The organism is Streptomyces sp. 2114.4 (genome assembly GCF_900187385.1).
GTDB classification, from domain to species: Bacteria; Actinomycetota; Actinomycetes; order Streptomycetales; family Streptomycetaceae; genus Streptomyces; species Streptomyces mooreae.
Genome location: NZ_FYEY01000001.1, coordinates 292,357 through 310,918, shown reverse-complemented (window position 1 = coordinate 310,918; position 18,562 = coordinate 292,357). Strand labels below are relative to the sequence as shown.

At 69.9% G+C, this 18,562-nt stretch carries 16 protein-coding genes and 1 pseudogene; 9 read left to right on the top strand and 8 right to left on the bottom strand.

Features of this window, described 5'->3' with window-relative positions; translation table 11 throughout:
* Positions 1 to 231: 231 nt before the first annotated feature.
* Positions 232 to 2,652 carry a LuxR C-terminal-related transcriptional regulator gene (locus CFW40_RS01365; protein WP_256331658.1) on the bottom strand — a complete coding sequence of 807 codons (2,421 nt, stop codon included), beginning with the start codon at positions 2,650 to 2,652 and terminating at the stop codon, positions 232 to 234.
* A gap of 883 nt (positions 2,653 to 3,535) precedes the next feature.
* Here CFW40_RS01365 and CFW40_RS36900 point away from each other — a divergent pair.
* Positions 3,536 to 3,706 carry a hypothetical protein gene (locus tag CFW40_RS36900; RefSeq protein ID WP_176956616.1) on the top strand — a complete coding sequence of 57 codons (171 nt, stop codon included), beginning with the start codon at positions 3,536 to 3,538 and terminating at the stop codon, positions 3,704 to 3,706.
* Positions 3,707 to 3,777: 71 nt separating this feature from the next.
* Here the strand turns inward: CFW40_RS36900 and CFW40_RS01355 are convergent, their stop codons facing one another.
* The 3 genes from CFW40_RS01355 to CFW40_RS01345 form a co-directional block, all read right to left on the bottom strand.
* Entirely contained in the window at positions 3,778 to 4,119 is a 342-nt protein-coding gene (locus tag CFW40_RS01355; RefSeq protein WP_088795995.1) for an MmcQ/YjbR family DNA-binding protein, read from the bottom strand.
* An 83-nt stretch (positions 4,120 to 4,202) separates the two neighbouring features.
* Complete coding sequence (locus CFW40_RS01350; RefSeq protein ID WP_371127311.1) at positions 4,203 to 4,700, bottom strand: potassium channel family protein; 498 nt, start codon at positions 4,698 to 4,700, stop codon at positions 4,203 to 4,205.
* 143 nt (positions 4,701 to 4,843) lie between these two features.
* Positions 4,844 to 5,812 carry a serine protease gene (locus tag CFW40_RS01345; protein WP_088795994.1) on the bottom strand — a complete coding sequence of 323 codons (969 nt, stop codon included), beginning with the start codon at positions 5,810 to 5,812 and terminating at the stop codon, positions 4,844 to 4,846.
* A 245-nt stretch (positions 5,813 to 6,057) separates the two neighbouring features.
* Between CFW40_RS01345 and CFW40_RS01340 the strand changes: the two genes are divergently transcribed.
* The 5 genes and pseudogenes from CFW40_RS01340 to CFW40_RS01320 all read left to right on the top strand — a co-directional run bounded on the left by CFW40_RS01340 (position 6,058) and on the right by CFW40_RS01320 (position 12,731).
* Entirely contained in the window at positions 6,058 to 7,893 is a 1,836-nt protein-coding gene (locus tag CFW40_RS01340) for a glycoside hydrolase family 15 protein (RefSeq protein WP_088795993.1), read from the top strand.
* A gap of 181 nt (positions 7,894 to 8,074) precedes the next feature.
* Positions 8,075 to 8,858, top strand: a pseudogene (locus CFW40_RS01335) (coagulation factor 5/8 type domain-containing protein); the annotation flags it as partial.
* A 231-nt stretch (positions 8,859 to 9,089) separates the two neighbouring features.
* Entirely contained in the window at positions 9,090 to 10,469 is a 1,380-nt protein-coding gene (locus CFW40_RS01330) for a cytosine permease (RefSeq protein ID WP_088795992.1), read from the top strand.
* 403 nt (positions 10,470 to 10,872) lie between these two features.
* Positions 10,873 to 11,892 (top strand): type II CAAX prenyl endopeptidase Rce1 family protein, encoded by a 1,020-nt coding sequence (locus tag CFW40_RS01325; RefSeq protein ID WP_093813894.1) that lies wholly within the window; start codon positions 10,873 to 10,875, stop codon positions 11,890 to 11,892.
* Positions 11,893 to 12,293: 401 nt separating this feature from the next.
* The gene (locus CFW40_RS01320) at positions 12,294 to 12,731 is read left to right on the top strand and encodes an ATP-binding protein (RefSeq protein ID WP_088801833.1); all 438 of its coding nucleotides are present in this window, start codon (positions 12,294 to 12,296) and stop codon (positions 12,729 to 12,731) included.
* A gap of 437 nt (positions 12,732 to 13,168) precedes the next feature.
* Here the strand turns inward: CFW40_RS01320 and fabV are convergent, their stop codons facing one another.
* Positions 13,169 to 14,377: an enoyl-[acyl-carrier-protein] reductase FabV gene (gene fabV / locus CFW40_RS01315; RefSeq protein ID WP_088795990.1), complete on the bottom strand. Its 1,209-nt coding sequence runs from the start codon at positions 14,375 to 14,377 to the stop codon at positions 13,169 to 13,171.
* A 274-nt stretch (positions 14,378 to 14,651) separates the two neighbouring features.
* Complete coding sequence (locus CFW40_RS01310; protein WP_256331836.1) at positions 14,652 to 15,218, bottom strand: GNAT family N-acetyltransferase; 567 nt, start codon at positions 15,216 to 15,218, stop codon at positions 14,652 to 14,654.
* A gap of 155 nt (positions 15,219 to 15,373) precedes the next feature.
* Between CFW40_RS01310 and CFW40_RS01305 the strand changes: the two genes are divergently transcribed.
* Positions 15,374 to 15,769 (top strand): DUF3662 domain-containing protein, encoded by a 396-nt coding sequence (locus tag CFW40_RS01305; protein ID WP_088795988.1) that lies wholly within the window; start codon positions 15,374 to 15,376, stop codon positions 15,767 to 15,769.
* Positions 15,770 to 15,854: 85 nt separating this feature from the next.
* Here the strand turns inward: CFW40_RS01305 and CFW40_RS01300 are convergent, their stop codons facing one another.
* Together CFW40_RS01300 and CFW40_RS01295 are read right to left on the bottom strand one after the other, a co-directional pair.
* Positions 15,855 to 16,166, bottom strand: coding sequence for a DUF4326 domain-containing protein (locus tag CFW40_RS01300; RefSeq protein ID WP_088795987.1), 312 nt, complete (start codon positions 16,164 to 16,166; stop codon positions 15,855 to 15,857).
* 217 nt (positions 16,167 to 16,383) lie between these two features.
* Positions 16,384 to 16,680, bottom strand: coding sequence for a hypothetical protein (locus CFW40_RS01295; RefSeq protein WP_088795986.1), 297 nt, complete (start codon positions 16,678 to 16,680; stop codon positions 16,384 to 16,386).
* Between the two features lie 505 nt (positions 16,681 to 17,185).
* Between CFW40_RS01295 and CFW40_RS01290 the strand changes: the two genes are divergently transcribed.
* Together CFW40_RS01290 and CFW40_RS01285 are read left to right on the top strand one after the other, a co-directional pair.
* Entirely contained in the window at positions 17,186 to 17,797 is a 612-nt protein-coding gene (locus tag CFW40_RS01290; protein WP_088795985.1) for a flavodoxin family protein, read from the top strand.
* A 527-nt stretch (positions 17,798 to 18,324) separates the two neighbouring features.
* Positions 18,325 to 18,516, top strand: coding sequence for a hypothetical protein (locus CFW40_RS01285; protein WP_088795984.1), 192 nt, complete (start codon positions 18,325 to 18,327; stop codon positions 18,514 to 18,516).
* Positions 18,517 to 18,562: the final 46 nt, after the last annotated feature.

Genomic DNA, 18,562 nt, shown 5'->3' with positions numbered 1-18,562 from the left:
AAGGAACTCATGGACGGGGCACCCGAGGGGGACGGACGGTCTGGACGGCCGGGCGGCCGCCCTCGCGGGTGCGCTCTCCCGCTCAGCCTCCGATGTCGTGCCGGCCTCCGCATCGGTCGGATGACCGGTGAGTTGTGCGCGTGACGAAACCCAGCGGAGCCAGGGGGGCCGTCGACGGGATCCGGACCGGCACCGGACCGCCGGTCGCGATCGGCGTGGTCGCCGATGTGTTCAGGGACCGGGCTCGGTGCCCGCTGCCCGTCCCGCGGCCCGGACGGCGATCTGCGTACGAGATCTGACGCCCCATTTGTCCCGGACCCGGTCCAGATGGCTGGCCACGGTGCTCTTGGAGAGGCCCAGATGCGAGGCGATCTGCTGGTTGGTCAGCCCCTCGGCGACCAGTTCGGCGACCGCCGACTCACGTCCGGTCAGCGGGGGCTGCCCGGCCATGCCTACTCGGCCGGGCAGCCCTTCATGTTCGCCATCACGCTCTGCGGAACGGACATCCTCACCGTCGCGTCCTGTGGAACGGACGTGATCCCTGTCGTGTCCCGTGGCACGGAGCTGTGTGCCGCGCAGCGCATACGCGACCAACCGCGTACCCCGCAGCCGGCGGCCGGCCGCCATCGCCGCTCTGACCCCGGAGGGAGGAACCCCTTCCTTGACCCGCGCCACGGCCGCCTCCACCCGGTCCCACCAGTGCGCCTCCGGCTCCGTGTCGATCCGCCGTCGTATCGCGGCGGCCGCGGCGTACAGCCGCAGCGAGCGCTCCAGATCCCCCCGCTCGGCCGCGACGATGGCCAGCCCTTCCAGCGGGTAGAGCGTGTGGTAGCTCTCGCCGGGCGGCGTCTTGAGCAGCACTTCGGCGAACCTCCGCTCGGCGGCGTCCACGTCCCCCTGCGCCAGACGGATCGCGCCTGCGGTGTGCAGCGCGGCCGTCAACTGGCCCTGGGGCGCGCGTGCTTCGAGCTCGGGGAGGCACTTCTGCATCAACCGCTCGGCCCGTACGGTTCCGCCCGTGTGGAGCAGCGCCCACGCCAGATGATGCCGGCAGAGGGCGAGGTCCAGTGGGCGGCCGAGCGTGTGGACCACCTCGAGGCATTCGGCGAAAACGGCGACGGCCTCGGAGAACTCGCCCCGGCACAGCCGGGCGGCCGCCAGCGCGTCCAGGGCATTGGCCAGCCTGGCCGGATGCCGCCCGCCGCGCCCGGCGGCGACGGCCTCTTCAGCGAAGGCGAGGGCAGCGGCATGGTCGTCCTGCAGACAGGCCGACCGCGCGGCCAGCGCCAACGCCGCTCCGCGGTCCTCGTGATCCGGCGCCCGCGCCAAGACCTCCGACAGCAGTGTGCGCGCGGCCGTCAACTGCTCCTGCTGGTACTGCAAACGAGCCAGCGCGACCGCAAGGGGGAGGTACCGTCGGTCGGAACGGGAGGCGGCGTGGGCGACGGCCGCCGCGAGGTTCCCCTGCTCCTGGGCGAGGGGCCCCTCGGCGGTGTCGGGGAACGTCTCCGGCGCGACGGCCCCCGCGGCCTGCTCCACCAGCCAGTCGAGTGCCCGGTCCCACGTGCCCTGCAGCTCCCCGGCTTCCGCGAGCCGTTCCATGCCGTAGGCCCGGATGGCGCTCAGCTGCCGGAACCGTGCCGTGCCCCGTGGCCCATCCCCCCGTACCCTCACGACCAGGGACTTGGCCTCCAGCGCGCAGATCACGCGCAACAGCTGTCCCCGGTGCACGAGGCCGTGCGGGCCTCGGCGACCGGCCGCCGCCGTGTGGTGCACGTCGTCTCCCCGGCCCCCGCTCTCCCCGTCGGCGCAGACCGCGGCGGCCCCCTGCGCGTCGAAGCCGCCCCCGAGCACCGACAGCCGCCGGAAGACGACTGACTCCAGCGGATCCAGCAAACGATGACTCCAGTCGATCGCCGCCCCCAACTCGCGATGCCGGCCCGGCCCGGTCCTCCTGCCGTCGGTCAGCAGGGACAACTGATCGTCGAGGCCGTGCAGAATGCCCGGCAGGGAGAGTGACCCCGCCCTGCCCGCGGCCAGTTCGATGGCCAGCGGCAACCCGTCCAGCCGCCGGCAGATCTCGGCCACCGTACGGGCCTCACCGGGTCCGAGCCCGAACTCCGCGTCGCTCGTCCGGGCGCGTTCCAGGAACAGCCTGACCGCCTCCGACCGCAGCGGCTCGGCAAAGTCGTGGTCCCCGTCCGGCGGCGAGAGCGACAATTCGCCGACCCGGAAGACGACCTCGCCGGGGACGCGCAGTGTCTCCCGGCTGGTGGCGAGCATCCGCAGCCGGGGGCAGCGGGCCAGCAGCGTCTCGGCCAGCCGGGCGCAGGCGTCCGCCAGATGCTCACAATTGTCCAGCACGATCAGCACCGTGCGTGTGCCCAGGGCGTGGACCACCGCCTCGACGCCTGCCCGGCCGCCGCGCTCGCGGACCCCGAGGGCGGCGGCAAGCGCCTGCGGCAGCAGCGTGCCGTCCTCCAGCGAGTCGAGCGCCACCCAGTGGGCCCGGCCCGTGCGGGCTCCCCGGACACTGCCCGCCAGCTCCAGTGCCAGACGTGTCTTGCCCACTCCGCCCGGGCCCGTCAGCGTCAGCAGGCGCGCGGACCTCAGCAGCGTGCGTAACCGCGACAGTTCTCGCTCACGACCCACGAACGCATCGAGCGCGGGCGGCAGTCCGCGCCCCAACAGCTCCGCTGGGGGCGGGGCCAGACGCTCCGAGCGCTGCCGGAACGCGCGTTGCCGGCAGGCACGGGAGCAGTACCGCGCGGGCCGGCCGCCCGCACTCGTGCGACTGCCGGCGGTCGCGCCGCCGCCTGCCGCCACGCCGCTGCCCGCGGCCGTTCCTCCCGCAGCCTCTCCATCCCTCGCAGTCGTGCCGCCGCTCGCACCCCGGGAAGGCGTCGGGAGCGGCGCACCACAAGCTTCACATCCCCGCGACGTCGTCACGCCAGGCATCCTGCCCAACATTCGTCAGCCGCACCAGCGTTGCCCTGGCAAACCGTCCCCGGGGCACGGCGTCGCCGCCCCGGGCCGTGCCTGTTCCCACGGCACGGCAACGACCTGCTCGTCGTCCTCGTAAACAATCCTCCCGGGGTCCGTGGACTCGATCCGCTCACAGGGCACGTGATGTGCGGCCAGGAGCTCCAGATACCCGTCCACCCGCTCGATGGGGTGCGGAGCCGATGTGTGCCGGGAACGAGGATGGCCGAGCTGCGGCTGGCGGCGCTCGCCCGGGACGGAACAAGTGAAACGGGGCACACCGGCGGGCTGAGCGGGCTGCGGTCCTTGACGAGAGGCGCCCTCTCACCTGGTGTTGGGGGTGGGCGAACGGCGGTCTCGGGCTCTGGGATGATCTTTGCGTGGTCGCCGCGGTCATGACACGATGTCCAGCGCCCGCGCGGGGGAGCGGCGGACGAGTGGGGAAAACCTCCCTTTGTGCACCGACTATGCAATTGTGGTGCTCCCTACTTCCCAGAGCGGCGAGAAACCATCAAGCCGCAGTCACCGAATCACAAGGGAACGGGACACCGACATGAGCACCTCGACGCACACCTCCACGCACACCTCCGGCCCTACCCCCATCTACGAAGAGCTCGTCGAGGAGCACGGAGACATCCTCGCCGAAGCGCGCGAGGCGGCCGAGCGTTCCCAGCAGACGGCGTCCCAGGCACTGGACTGGAGTGACCTGCGCCGCCGCCCGTGAGAGGCGGCCTTGCTGACGGTCCGCGTCCGATGAGAGTGGCAAGGTAGGCCCGCCCCGCAGGGCGCGCCGGCTCAGTCCGTTCGGGGAAAAGCATCCACGAGCCGCGTCGGAGCTGCTTGCTTCCAGGAGTCCACGAGGATGTCCCGCAGCTCGCCGATGTCCTCCAACGCGTTCAGCCGTACCCTCACCCAGGCGGAGCCGGCTTCGTGCGGCGGCACCCAGAACTTCGCCGGCTCCGCGGCAATCAACTCTTTCCGCTCGTGCTTCGGGCATCGCACGGCGAACGAGGACTCATCGTCGGGAATCGTGACGAACATCTTTCCGGCGACCCGGAATGTGGGCATCTCCCAGGCCACCTTCTCCACCGTCTCGGGCAGGGAAAGGGCGATACGGCGGACATCGGCGGAATCCATCACGGCCACCAGCTTAGAGGAGTAGCCACCCGCTGAGACATGGAGAAGCCGGGAGCCGGTTCAAGGGCCGCAACGCTCCTCGGTCACGAGGGGGAGCGGGAACCTTTGTCCCGGATCAGGTTCTCCACGTGGTCGAAGCGCGTGTGCAGCGTATGCAGTTCCGAGCGGAGCGCTTCCGCGTCCTCGCGTGCATAATTCCCCACCGCCTTGCCCACGCGGATCACGTCCTGCTCCGCGCGCCCGACGAACCAGGTGGCGAGGGCTGCCGTGATGACCCCGAACGCAGTGATGGCGCTGAGCATCAAGAACGAAGCAATGATGCGGCCCCACAGCGTGACCGGATAGAAATCCCCGTAACCCACGGTGGTCGCCGTCTCGATCGACCACCACAAAGCCCTCGGGTATGACGTGATATTGGCGTGCGGCGCACCGGATTCGGCGACCACGACCAGAGCGGCACCGCCGAGAAGTACCGCGGTCATGACCAGCGTGACCCAGAACGCCGCCTGTGCATGAAGCCGGCGCCAGGATTCATTGCTGAAGAGGCGGTTCAGCACGGACAAGAGAAACGACGGCACCAACGGGTGTCACCTTCCACTGCGGGTCCGGTGGGAAACCAGCCGTCAGCCCTCGCTGACCTCACGCAGGCATTAACCCTGACCACAAGGCTGACAACAGGGCTGACATTAACAGGGGCGGCGGAAATGCCCGGAGATGTCCACGGTCACTTCGACGACCGATCCTGGCGCGGTCCGGCAGGAATATCGCCGCGGACCGCGTGCGCATAGAGCGCCAGGGTGTCGGCCGTGAAGTAGGAGCTGTAAGAGACGTCCGGGAAGTCGCCGCCGGTGTGGTAGCCGCCGATGACGCCGATCAGGGCGTAGCCGGTGAAGTCCCGTACCAGGAACGGCCCGCCGGAGGTGCCGCCGATGTAGCCCGCGCAGGCGATCTCCAGGAAGTCCCCGGGGGCGGCCGGGTCGGTGCTGGTGTAGCGATGTGTGGAGGAGGTGCAGTCCAGGGGCTTGGGATGGCTGGTGTCGCTGTTGCCGGGGTAGCCGATGAGCCGTACCTTCCGGTGGTCGTACCCGGGGTACGGGAGCAGGTCGAAGCCGCCCGTCACGTCCTCCACCTCCTGCCCGTCGCTCCTCGCCCCCAGCCGCACGACCGCGTAGTCCCAGCGGGCCCCCGCGTCGGTACCGAGGTCGTAATACCGCTGGTCGAGGTAGCTGCGGTCGACGGGGTAGATCCCGTGCGGGGTGAGCCCGTCGTGGTACTGCGGTACGAACGAAAGGTGCCGCTTCGGGTCGGGGGAGCGCAGACAGTGCCCGGCGCTGACCACGAGGTTGCGACGCGGGCTGCGTACGACCGTGCCGCCGCAGAACCGGCCGGTGTTGCTGCCGTCCGTCCAGAAGAAGGTCCCCACCTGGGGGAGGCCGTCGAACGGGTGGCTCGGGGGAGGGGGGTCCGTTGCCGGGCGCGGCGTCCTTGAACTCCTGGTGACGACGGCGGGCTTTGCGGCCCGCATCCGCTGCGCGGTCCAGTAGGTGCCGGCCGACGCGGCGGGGTGAGCGGGGCCGTCCGGCGCGCCCGCCGCGTGTGCGAGGGGCCCGGGCGCGAGGGCGAGCGACACTCCGAGGAGCAGGGTGGTGAGCAGGAGGGCGAGGCGGCCGTGTGCAGCAGTCGGTCTGCTCATGATCCGGGTCCTTCCCAGGGCATGGCGTACGGAAGGGGACAGGCGCGAGCGAGCGTGCCATCGTCCTACGGCCAAGGGGCGCAGCGCGAGAGGCCGGGCCGGAATTCCTCGACTCCCTCCGTGAGTATGAATTACGCACAGTGACAGGGGGCGGGTGTCGGGCGCACACCGCTCGCTCGCCGCCCGCGACGGCGCGGAGGTAACCTGAATCCACTGCTCCTGCAGCCCCCGTCCGGGGAGGTCGGATGACCGACGCTGTGAGCCTCCGCCCCAGCAAGGCGGACGCACTCCGCTACACCCCCATCGCCGAGCACGGTCTGATCGGGGACATGCGTACGGCCGCACTCGTCGGCACCAATGGCACCATCGACTGGTATTGCTGCACGCGCTTCGACGCCCCCAGTGTCTTCGCGGCGATCCTCGACGCGGACCGGGGCGGGGCCTTCGAGCTGGCCCCGGACGTTCCCGCCCGGACGAAGCAGTTCTACTTCCCCGATACCAACATCCTGATCACGCGGTTCTTCGCGGACCACGGCGTCGGCGAGGTCCAGGACTTCATGCCGATCGTCGACGACTCCCACGAAGCGGACCGCCACCGGCTGATCCGGCGGGTGCTCTGTGTGCGCGGGGCCGTGCCGTTCACCGCCCGGGTGGCGCCCCGCTTCGACTACGGACGCACGACGCACACCGTGAGCATGCGGCAGGGCCAGACCGTGTTCGACTCCCCGGATCTCTCGCTGGCGCTGACGTCCAGCGTTCCGGTCGAGATCGACGGCCCGGACGCCACGTCCTCGTTCCTGCTGGGCGAGGGGGAGTCCGCAGTCTTCGCACTCGACCGGATCGGCGGCGGGGTGGAGCCGCGGGCCTGCCCGCTGACGGAGGCGGAAGACCTGTTCGGTGCCACGGTGCGGTATTGGCGCACCTGGCTGTCGCACTCCCGCTACCGAGGGCGCTGGCGGGAGATGGTGCACCGCTCCGCGCTCACCCTCAAGCTCCTCACATATGCCCCGACCGGCGCCATCGTGGCCGCCCCCACCACCAGCCTGCCCGAACAGATCGGCGGCGAGCGCAATTGGGACTACCGCTATGCATGGGTGAGGGACGCCGCGTTCTGCATCTACGCACTGCTGAGACTGGGCTTCACCGACGAGGCCAAGGCCTTTGTGCACTTCCTGTCCGAGAACCTCGTCCTCAACGACGGTGCCGACGGCCCGCTGCAGATCATGTACGGCATCGACGGCCGCAGCGAGCTTCCCGAGGAAGAACTCCTGCACTGGGAAGGACACCTGGGCTCCTCGCCCGTCCGGATCGGCAACGAGGCCGTCCACCAGCTCCAACTGGACATCTACGGGGCCCTCATCGACTCGCTCTACCTCTACGACAAATGGGGGGAGCCGCTGCACAGCGGGCACTGGGCCACCGTCGGCACCCTGGTCAACTGGGTCTGTGAGCACTGGGACCAGCCGGACGAAGGCATTTGGGAGACGCGCAGCAAATCCCAGCGCTTTCTGTACTCACAGCTGATGTGCTGGGTGGCCATCGAGCGCGCGATACGCATCGCCACCCACCGGGGTCTGCCGGCGGATATGCCGCGCTGGGCGCATGCCCGCGACGCGATCTACCAGCGGATCATGGATTCTGGCTGGTCCAGCAGGCGCAACGCGTTCGTCCAGCACGAGGGCGACGAAGTGCTTGACGCTTCCGTCCTGATGATGCCGCTGGCCAAGTTCATCTCTCCCACCGACCCGAAGTGGCTCTCCACTCTGGATGCGCTGGGCGAGGAGCTGGTGTCCGACTCCCTGGTCTACCGCTATGACCCCCGCCGCAGCCCCGACGGGCTGCGCGGCCAGGAGGGCACCTTCTCGATCTGCTCGTTCTGGTACGTCGAGGCGCTGTCCCGCGCCGGCCGGGTGGACGAGGCCCGGCTCGCCTTCGAGAAGATGCTCACCTACGCCAATCACCTCGGGCTGTACGCCGAAGAGATCGGCCACACCGGCGAACAGATCGGCAACTTCCCGCAGGCCTTCACCCATCTCGGCCTCATCAGCGCGGCATTCAACCTTGACCGGGCGCTGGGCTGACGCACCGCAGAGCCCCGCGGGAGGCGTAGGCCTGGGACGTGGGTTCAGGACCTGGAGCGGCGGCTCACGTCCGGGCTGACGAGGGGGCTGTGCGGCAGCAACACGCCTGGAACAGCAGCGCTTTGATGAATGATCAGGTCCGATTCCCCGGATTCCCGACAGAAGTCTTGACGCACCTTTCCGCGACAGTTCCGTGGGCGGCTGGAACAACGCCGTGTGGAACATGGTGTTCTCAGGGGTCGAGGGAGCCCCCGCGCAGAGTTTTCCCGAACCCCCGTACACCACTCTCGACACCACCCCGGTCTCTCGCGAAAAGCCGTTCCTCTACCTCGACGGGGCCGGCTACCGCGTCTTCCTGCCCGAGAAGCGCACCAACGCCCGCGGCACCACCTGGGGAAACGGCACACCACGAGGCCAGTCCCTGCCGCTCGGACAGTTCTACGTGGCCAAGCCCGGTGTCGACGCGGCGACCCTCAACGCCGCGCTGGGTCAGGGCCTCAACCTGCTGCTCACGCCCGGGATTTATCACCTCGACCGGCCGGTCGAGGTCCAGCGTGCGAACACCGTGGTCCTGGGGCTCGGGTATGCGACCCTCGTTCCGGACAACGGCGTCACGGCCTTGAAGGTCGCCGACGTCGACGGTGTGCGGCTCGCCGGATTCCTGATCGACGCCGGCCCGGTCAACTCCGCCACGCTGCTGGAGATCGGCCCCGAGGGCGCCTCCGCAAGCCACACCGTCAATCCGACCACGATGCAGGACGTCTTCATCCGCATCGGCGCACTTCAACAAGTACGACGTGGAGTGGCGCGGCGAGCGGGGACGCACGGTCTTCTTCCAGAACGAGAAGGCGTACGACGCGCCCAACCAGGCCGCGGTGCAGAACGGCAGCACCAAGGGGTACGCCGCGTACAAGATCGCCGACGGGGTGACCACGCACGAAGGGTGGGGCCTGGGCAGCTACTGCTTGTCCTTTCCCTGAGTCCTGACCGTAATTCCTGATCCTCGGGTCGCTCGGGTCGCTCGGGTCGCTCAGACTCCGCAGTTCCCTCAGGCCACCATGATCACCAAGCGCCCCCTGGGACGGTGCAAGCCTCCGTTCGGCACCGGCCGGCGGCATCGTGCCCAGGGGGCCGTGACGGGCGGGCCGGCCGCCCGGCCTACCGTAGGGCGGCGCATCTGTTGAGCCTGGAGAGTCATGACCATCGAAGAATCCGCCTTCCGAGGGCGGATGCCTGCCCGGACCGGTGACCTGGCGGTCGAGCGGCACGGCATCGAGCCGGTGCCCGAAAACAACCGCTACGGAAAATCTGCCCGCCTTTTCACCGTGTGGTTCGCCCCCAACCTCACCATGACCGGAGTGTTCTCCGGCACCGTGGGCATCTCCCTGGGGCTGGACTTCTGGACGGCCCTCACGGCCATGGTGCTCGGCACGATCGTCGGTGCGGTGCCCGCCGCCTACCTCGGCACCTGGGGCAGCCAGACCGGGACCGGTCAGCTGCCGCTGTCGCGGCTGGCCTTCGGCCGTGGTGTGGCGCTGCCCGGCATCATGCAGTGGCTCTCCTCCGTCGCCTGGGATGCGCTGATCGGCCTCTTCGGTGGTGAAGCGCTGGCCCAACTGCTCGGTTGGCCGTTCTGGCTGGGCGCGCTGGTGGTCCTGCTGCTCCAGGGAGCCGTCGGCGTCTTTGGCTACGAGGCGCTCCACCAGCTCCAAACGGTGATGACCTTCGTGCTGGGCGCCGCGTTCCTGGTCCTGAGCGTCAAGCTGCTGTCCGGGGTGCCGCTTCCCGTATCGAGCTCCGCACACGGCGCCGATCGCCTGGGTGCCTTTGTCCTGACCAGCACCGTCGCGCTGAGCCTGGCCATCTCGTGGGCCCCGTACGCGTCGGACTTCAGCCGTTACCTGCCCCGTGCGACCTCCCGGCCCAGGATGTTCTGGTACTCCGTGCTCGGCATGGTGCTCTCGTTCGCCTGGGTGCAGGCGCTGGGGCTCTGGGGAGCCAAGCTGTTCACCGATCAGACCGCCGCCGGGGTGCACGGGCTGCTCGGCGGCGGGGTCCTCGGCGCCTTCGGCCTGCTGGCCATTGCGGCCGCGGCGGTGTGCAGCAACGCCATGAACGACTACAGCGGTTCCCTGGCGCTCCAGACGGCCGGTATACGGATACCCCGGCCGCTCGCCGCAGCGGCAGCGGCCGTACTCGGTTTTCTGCTGGTGCTGTGGATGCACGCCGCGGACACCGCGGTGCGCTTCCAGAACCTGCTGCTGTTCGTGGGCTATTGGATCCCTGGTTTCGTGGGCATTGTGCTCGTCGACGCGCGGCTGCGCGCCAAGGCCCGTCGCGGCGCGCCGATCGATGTGGAGGCCGAGTTCGCCCGTCCCCAGCCGTGGTGGCCCGCGTGCCTTGCTTTTGTCGTGGCGTTCGCCGCGGCCGTGCCCTTCATGGACACGACCCTGTTCGTCGGCCCGGTCGCGGCCGCACTGCATGGTGCCGATCTCGCGTACTACGTCGCCTTCATCGTGTCTGTGGTGGTCTATGCCCCTATGAGGATCTTTGTGAGTGCGCGTAAGGCGGGTTAAGGCGGGTACGGCACCCGCCGGGCAGTAGTCGGCCGTGGCTGCCCCCGGCGCTCTCCTTCGCGCCGTCATCGGCCCGCCGCTCTGCCCTTCGTGTACGACTGCTGGGTCGAGGGGTGTAGTCCCAGGCGGCGGTAGGTCATGCCGCAGGAGGGTTTGGGGCGCCGTTCGTGTCGGGCCCGCCGGTGGACGGCTTCATGCGGGGTGCCGCGGGCACACGTAGCTCTCGAAGAGCTTGCGGGGTGCGGCGGTCCGGTGCCCACCCGGTGTCCGGTGCCGGGGTGACGAACCCCACCACCTGCCCGGTCCGATGCGCAGGGACGAGTCCGGCGCACACACCAGGTCGTATCCAGACGTATCTGGATGTCACCGGACGCCCCTCTCGCCGAACGCGAAGGGAGAGCCGATGGCTACGACCTACGGCACGACGCCGGCTCGGGGCTCCGCGGGGCGGGCCTGGGGCAGAGCGCTCCTCGGTGGCGCGGTGATGGCGTGCGCACTGGGAGCGGGGAATGCGCTGGGGGAGGCGTTCGCCCGGGCGCTCGGCGTGGACGGTTTCGTGCGGCAGCTGCTGCCTGCCGCGCTGGTGAGTGCGCTGGCCGTCCCCACCGTCATGGGGTTGCGGGCCGCCCGGCCGGCGAGGCGCCGTCCGCTGGGGCTCGGGCCCCTTTCCTTGGCACCGCTCGGCTTCCTCCGCGGCCTGGCCGTCACCGTCTCGTGTGCCGCCGCCGTGCTCGGGGCCGGTACCGCGCTCGGGTGGGTCCGCTGGTCCGGCCTGGACCCGGCGGCCCTCGCCTCGTTCCTGGTGAGCAATGCCCTGGTGGCCGTGCTGCTGGAGGCGCTGCCCGAGGAGGCGACGTTGCGCGGCTATGCCTGGGCCGCGTTGCGCGACCGGCTCGGCGGCGTGGTCTCCGCCCTGGGGGTGACAGCGGTCTTCCTGCTGGTACCGGCGGCATCCACCGTGGTGCAGGCCGGGGTCTCCCGCTTGGTGGGCGTGGTGCCCGAGCCGGTGGGTCTCACCCCCGAGGGGCAGGATCCGATCGCCTACCTGGTGTTGCTCTCGGTCTTCGGGCTCACGCTGGTGGCTGCCCGGACGGCGCCGGGGCCCGCGCCGCTGTGGGCGGCGATCGGCACCCATGTGGCCTTCCTGAGCGTCAACCGTGTGGTGTTCGAGGGTGTACAGCGTGGCGCGGGCTGGTCCGCGAGGGTCGCTCCGGCCCATGCCGCGGTGCTGGAACTGGGGTATCTGGCGGCCACGACGACGGTCTTCGTCGGGGCAAGGCTGGTGGCGTCCCGGATGAGGGCGCGGACGCCTCGGCCCGGGCACCCGTCCGCGGCGACCACGCACAGTGTGGGCAACTGGGTCGGTGCCGGCCCGCTGCTCGTCCCGGCCGGACGGGAGCGGCCGCCCTCCGGCGCCGAATGACAACAGAGAGCGGCCCTTACCCGTCGGCCGGTGAAGCAAACAAGGGTAATGTCCGATTGTTTGCGGCAGATACGGGCACGCGACTGTCCGGAGGATGATGACGGTGGTTCCGCTTTCGCCGGTGCCGCTTCTCGCGCTGATCATTTCGGCGCCGGCGGTGTGCGGTAGGCCTCATGGCCATGGCGGTGCCCCTCCCGGCCGTCCAGTCGCCGGGGTGGCGTGAGGTGTTCCACACCGCTCCGCTTTTCCTTGTCCGCTCGGTACGGGTGCGGGGCCGGCTTTTCGCCGTCAGGGCGAACAAACCATTTCGTCCGACCTCGGAAAATTGTGGTTGGCAGCCGGGGAAGAGGGAACTCTTTCCGGCCTGAAGGCAAGACGACGCGATTGAGGTGAGCTTTATCATGAGCACCGCCGAGGCTCCTCGCACCATGACGGCGTCGCCGGTGCTGGAGCTTCAACTCGACTGCCGGTCCGAGGCCGTCGGACCCGCACGCCACCTCGCTGCCGGCTTCCTGGAGCAAATGGTGCCCGCCACGGAAAAGGAGACCAGGGAGGCGGTGATCCTGGTCGTCTCCGAACTGGTGACCAATGCGGTACGGCACGCGGGCGGTAAGACCTGCACGCTGCGGCTGCGGGCGGGCCCGGAATCGGTGGTGGTCGACGTGGTTGATGCCAGCCCGGTGCTCCCTCGCCCCCGTACCCCGGACGTCAGCGGTGAGGGCGGCGGTTTTGGATGGTCAATGGTCTGCCGCATCGCGAGCGCCGTAGAGATCAGGAAAGAGCCGGCCGGTAAAACCGTGACCGCGGTCATTCCCCTTCAGGGGCCCGCCGCATCGTGACCGGCCAGGCCGTGGCCGATGAGCCACGGCCTGCGCGCAAAGTGGTCCGCCGCCCGGATTTCCTGACGCGGGAATCGAATGCGCCGCGCAAGCGGAAACCATGCCGGACAAGCGGTAACACCCCGCGCAAGCCGGTAATCGTCTCGCTTTGCCCGTGCTCCCGCTCCGGCTGCCGGCAGAGGAAAGTGCCCTTGCCGCAGCGGGATTTGCACGCGCAGCGCGCACCCTCTCGTCCTCCACCGGCGAAGCGCCTTTCCCCTCAGCTCATGTAAGTTCCCGTCAGCTCTCGTCAGCTCATGCCGGAAAGGGCGGGGAGCGGCCACAGCGGCAGGCCCACCACACAAGAATTCCGGCCGGTGGAGTCGGAGGCGTCGGTGGCTTCGACGGCTTCGACGGTATCGGCAGTCTCGGCGCTCTCGGTGGTTACCCGGGATCAGTCAGGAAGTGGCATCCGGCCAGGGAACCTGAACCGTGGTCGGGGCCGTGTAGTCGATGCCCGGTACCGCGAAACCGTAAAGGCGCTGGACCTCGGCGTGGAACCAGTCGAGATCGGCGAGGCGCGCGATGGTCTCGGTGGTGGCCGACTCCCACCTTTCGGTGACGGCGGCCTGGACCGCGCTGTTGAGTTCCCAGCCGTCGAGACGGACCCTGCCGTCCTCATCGGTGTCGAGCGGCCGGACGCCGGTCAGTTGGTCCCACAGGTCGGCCAGCTGTGCAATCGGCGGCACCATGGCCTCGCCGAGCGCGCCGCGCAGCAGGCCGACGTAGAGGGCGATGCCGGGGATGGCGGTGGAGGACTGTGTGACCGCCGCGCCGTTGACGGAGGTCACCGCGCGGCCGCCGACCAGCTTGTCGAGACGTTCGTCGAGCGCCCTGGCGGTGGCTTCGAGGTGGGATTTGGCGGCGCCGATGGTGCCCTGCCGGTAGATCCCGTCCGTCAGGGGGGAGCCGATGTACGACAGGGCTGCCGTGGTGAACCCGTCGGCGAGCAGACCGCGGTCGGCGAGGTGGCCGACCCACCGTTCCCAGTCCGCGCCACCCATCACCGCAACGGTCTGCTCGATGTCGTCGGCCTCGGCCGGCGGGGTCTCCACCTCCTTGACCTCCGGAGTTCCGTCACCGTCGAAGACGAGGGTCTTGGTGCGGTACGGCTCCCCGATGGGCTTGAGGACCGAGGCGTAGGTGGCACCGGTCTCCGGATCGGTGCGCCGGGGCGCGGCAACCGAGTAGATCAGGTGGTCCAGTCGGCCGAATCGCTGTCGGAGGAGATCGGCGACCTGCTCCTTCATCTCGTCGGAGAACGCGTCGCCGTTGAGGAAGACCATCTCCTGGCCGTGCCGTCGGGCGAGTTCAGCGATGGCGGCGGTGCGGTACCAGCCGGCCGTGGCGGTGCGGCGCTCGGTGGGGGCCTTCTCGAAGCAGACGCCGATGCCGCGGATCCCCGTCCGGGCGAGGCCGGCGATCGTCGCGGCCAGCCCGTACCCGGCCGAGGAGCCGACGACGAGCGCCACCGGGGCGCCATCCGGGACATGGACGGGCGAGGGCGCGGCCTGCCACATCTCCTGTACCAGGCGCTCGCAGCCGGCCGGATGGGAGTCGAGGAAGAGGAATCCGCGGCTGCGCGGGGTGATGACACGTTCGTTCATGACGTACGCCCTTCAGTTCGTCCGGTCCCTCCAGTTCCTCGCGGAGGGGAAGCGGCCGCCACCGGAGCACGTACCGCGTCTGCCAGTCTGCGCCTCCACACCTCCCCGTGATCGTTTCGGCGGGCACAGTGTTGACAGGGTGGTTTTGGAGGGTTTCCCTCGGTACGTTCGTGACGGGTGCCCGTGCGTGGTCCCCGGGACGGACCAGGGGCCCTCCGCATTCAGCGGTGCGGACGCCAAGCACTCCGCCTGGACGTTCCCCCGCCCTCAAGGATCACCAGAGCTTGTCGACCTCGCCCGGGTACAACTCGATGCGGGAGTGCGGGAAGGCGGAGCGGTGCCGCCGGCTCCGGGGCGAGAAGAAGTCGGCCATGGTGACCTTGTCGAAGCCGGGGCGGTCACTGGGGAACGGGGCCAGGGGGGTACCGCCGATCAGCACCGCGCCGGGCAGATGGTGCCAGCCCGCACTTTCGTAGAAGGGCCGGAGCGGGCGGTCGCAGGTGAACAGACCGAGGTCCGGACCGCTCGTCGCCATTGCCTCATGGGCGGCCGTCACCAGACGGCGACCGTGGCCCTGACCGCGGGCGGAGCCACGGGTCACCACCGTGCTCAGCCCCGCGGCCCGGTAGCGCTCGCCGTCATGGACGAGGTGCTTGGTGAGGATGTCCAATGCGGCGAGCACCGTGGCGCCGTCGACGAGCAGCATCGACACCGGTTGCAGGGCCGGGTCGTGGGTGAACGTGCCGGGTGCCGAAGAGGAGTCCGGGGGCCAGGCCTCGTCTCGCAGCTCTGCCACCTGCGTACGCAGCGCGGGCGGGACACCGGGTTCCGGGAATGTCATGATCGGCACCCGCCCATTGTGACTGTCGGTGCGAGGGGGGCCAAGGAATTTCCCGGTGGCCGGCCCGCCCGCCACCTCGGCTCTTGCGGGCCTTCGACGAGCCAGGACCGGCATCATGCCTGCATGCGCACCCCGCCCCAGGGCAGACGATCTCCATGGGATGGCTGAGGCGTTGGGAACGTGTGGTGGAGGAATGCGAGAGCGCGCTGCTGGCCAAGATTTTCCGGACCGACCCGGTTCAGCTCTTCGACGCACTGCGGCAGGAGTGCGATGAGCATGCGGTCGTCTGCAGCCAGAGCCGCGTCCTCGTGCCCAATGACTACACCGTCGAGCTCGCACCACGGGTGCACGATGAACTGGCCGCGCGCGGTGGGCAGGTGGGGCGGTACCTGACCGATGTGCTGGACCGGCACGCCGTCGAGCGCGGATATGAATGGGCGGGTCCGCTGACCGTCCATGTCACCCTCGGCGAGGTGCCGAACGGCCGGTATCGCGTGTCGAGCGCGGCCCTCGCGCACGTTCCCGTCGGTGCCGCTGGCCCCCGTCGGTGACCAGGTGCCGGGCGTCGCATCGCCAGCGGGCCCGCCCCCCCCGTGTCGTGCGGGGCTCGGTACTCCGTTCGCTCCGGCGGGCCGTTCACTCCGTCGAGTCGGCGATCTCGGCAATCACCTGGGCGTGGCAGGGCTCCGGGACGCACCAGCAGCCGAGCCGGCGTCCGCGCAGTGCGGGCAGGAGCGCGAGCAGGTCGGGGCGCTCCAGGAGGTAGGCGCGGTACTTCGCCAACACCTCCGCACGGGACCCGTCCCGGCCCGGACGGAACGGACTGGCCAGCGGCGACGCCGGGAGATGCCAGCCGCCCCGGTGCATCGCACGCCCTACGTAGACCACGTCGGCGTACTCCGGGTCGTCCCGGTGGCCCTTGAGATTGACGACCGTCGTACGTGTCATGCCTTCATTCTCACCCGGCGTGCGCGGCCGTCAGCTCCTGGCCACCGAGTGTCCGTGCTGGCCGCCCGGCCGTCCCCCTCGTGACCGGCCGGGCGGCTGTCCCCCCGGTAACCGGGCGGCCGCCCCCCCCGTGATCGCGTACTTGCGCGGGACGGACCGCCCGGTTCGGGTTTCGCTGTCTGCGACTACCCGTGAACTGCCGGAGCCGGCAGAGGGTTTACAGGGGCCGGGCCCACAGGTCCCACTGGAGGCCCGAGCCGTCGCAGAAGGGGTCGGCCCACTTGCCGCTGCTGACCAGGTCGGTGCCCGCCGCCTGGCAGCCGCTGAGGGTCCAGAACTTCTTGCCGGTCCACACGGTTCCGGGCGGGCCGTCCATCGGCTTGGCCTGGAGGTGGACGGCGGCCGGTGCTGCCTCGGTTGCGGTGGCGGCGTGTGCCTGAGCGGCGCCGCCCAGTCCGACGACCGTGAGTGCGGCGGCAACGAGCGCCGTGGTGAAGATTCGCTTGTTACGCACGTGATGTCCTTTCCCCGTAGCGGCGGGCCCCTTGCAGGCCCGTCACCCTGCACACGGATGAGGCCGCTCCGCGGTATGACACAGGATGATGTGACCTGCGTCACATCGCGATATAGGCGGGGTCACGGCCGCCTCCTCGCAGCGAAGTGCCACTGCCGTGAATGCACTTGACGGGTCGTGAGTGATCGACCGTCAGGGCGCTCCCCCCTCTGTGTGCAGGGCCGCAACGCATGCCCCGATGTCTGTTTTGTCGCCCGGTCGAAGGTGTCGACACCTCGGCTGTGATGGCAGGGCGTCCGACTCCTCGCGCGGCGGGCCGGGCGGCAGAAGTGGAGGTGGTCGGGTGAACTATTCCGACCTGCCGGTTTACCTGTTCTTTTCGGGGTGTTGTCCGGAGGCGCTTGCCTTGGGGGTGTGGGCATGGATAGCGTAACCGGCACCTAAAGCTTTCTGAACAGCTTTAGTGAAAGCTAAACATCGTATTGATCCCGGGTGGGGGAGAAGCATGCAGATCAAGGTTGCGGTGGCTTACCACAGTGGATACGGCCACACCGCAAGGCAGGCGGCGGCCGTCGCGGCCGGTGCGGAGAAGGTTCCGGACACTCAGGTACGCCTGGTCTCCCTCGCCGAACTGAACGACGAAGTGTGGGAGGTGCTGCAGGAGTCCGACGCCCTGATCTTCGGCACGCCGACCTACATGGGCGGCAGCAGCGCCGTCTTCCGCGCATTCGTCGAGGCCACCAGCCAGGTCTGGGGCGACAACATGCGCTGGAAGAACAAGATCGCCGGTGGCTTCACCAACAGCGGCAACATGGCGGGAGACAAGCTCAACGCGCTGATCGACATCGCGCTGTTCGCCGCCCAGCACGGCATGATCTGGGTCGGTCTCGCCGAGTACGGCGGCTGGAACACCTCCTCCGGCAGCCCCGAGGACCTCAACCGGCTCGGCAGCTGGCTGGGCGCCATGTCGCAGTCCAACAACGACGAGGGGGCCGACGTCACCCCCTGTGCCAGCGATCTGCGGACCGCCGAGGCACTTGGCCGCCGGATCGCCGAGACCGCCCACGTGCACCGGGCCGGCCGGGCGGCCGTCGGGTTCGACGAGGTCTCCGCCTGACCGTCCATGATGCGTACGGAGGCCGCTGCGCCCGGGAGGGGGACCCGATGAACAGCCGCCGGACGACCGTGGCGCGGTGCGCGGATGCGTGGTCCGAGGGCGATCCGGGGCGCAGCGTTCAGCCGTCACGCCTGGATCGGAGCGGCCGGCGCATGTTCGCTTCCCGGTGGAACCGCGGTCGCGGATTCCGCGGCGGTCCCCGCTCTCCTCTCAGGTGTGGCCCCGGGCGCTTCCCGTCCGGGGCCGACCGGCTCCGGCGCCTTCCGGGAGGCCGCGACGGCGCCGCTGCACCCTTCCCGCACGCCTGAGCACCCGCTCGGCACCGCATCATTCCCACCCGACCGCACCCCCGCCGAGGACACCGCCGCCGGGCCCCGCACCGGCCTCGTACACGAAGCCGTTGGGCAAGTGCCGGGCCCGATGGCCGAGGGTTTTGCGACATCCGGACGGCGGTTTCACCGATGCCGTAACCGGGCGGGGTGGTTCAACGCGCGCCGCGGCCGGGCCAGGAACGAAAACCCGGCCAGGTGGACCCGTCCACCGGCGCGGAGTACCACAGCCGCCACAGCGCGGAGTACCACAGCCGCCACAGCGCGGAGTGCCACGGCCGCAACGGCGTGGAGTATGACGGCCGCCACGGCGCGGGGCACCTCGCCGCGCCCGGGTGGCACGGCCGGAGCCGGTTCGCCCCCACGCGCAGCCGCTCCCCGGCCGGCTGAAGCTCGTCCCCGTTCGGCAGTCCCATCACTCACACCGTGCCCGCGG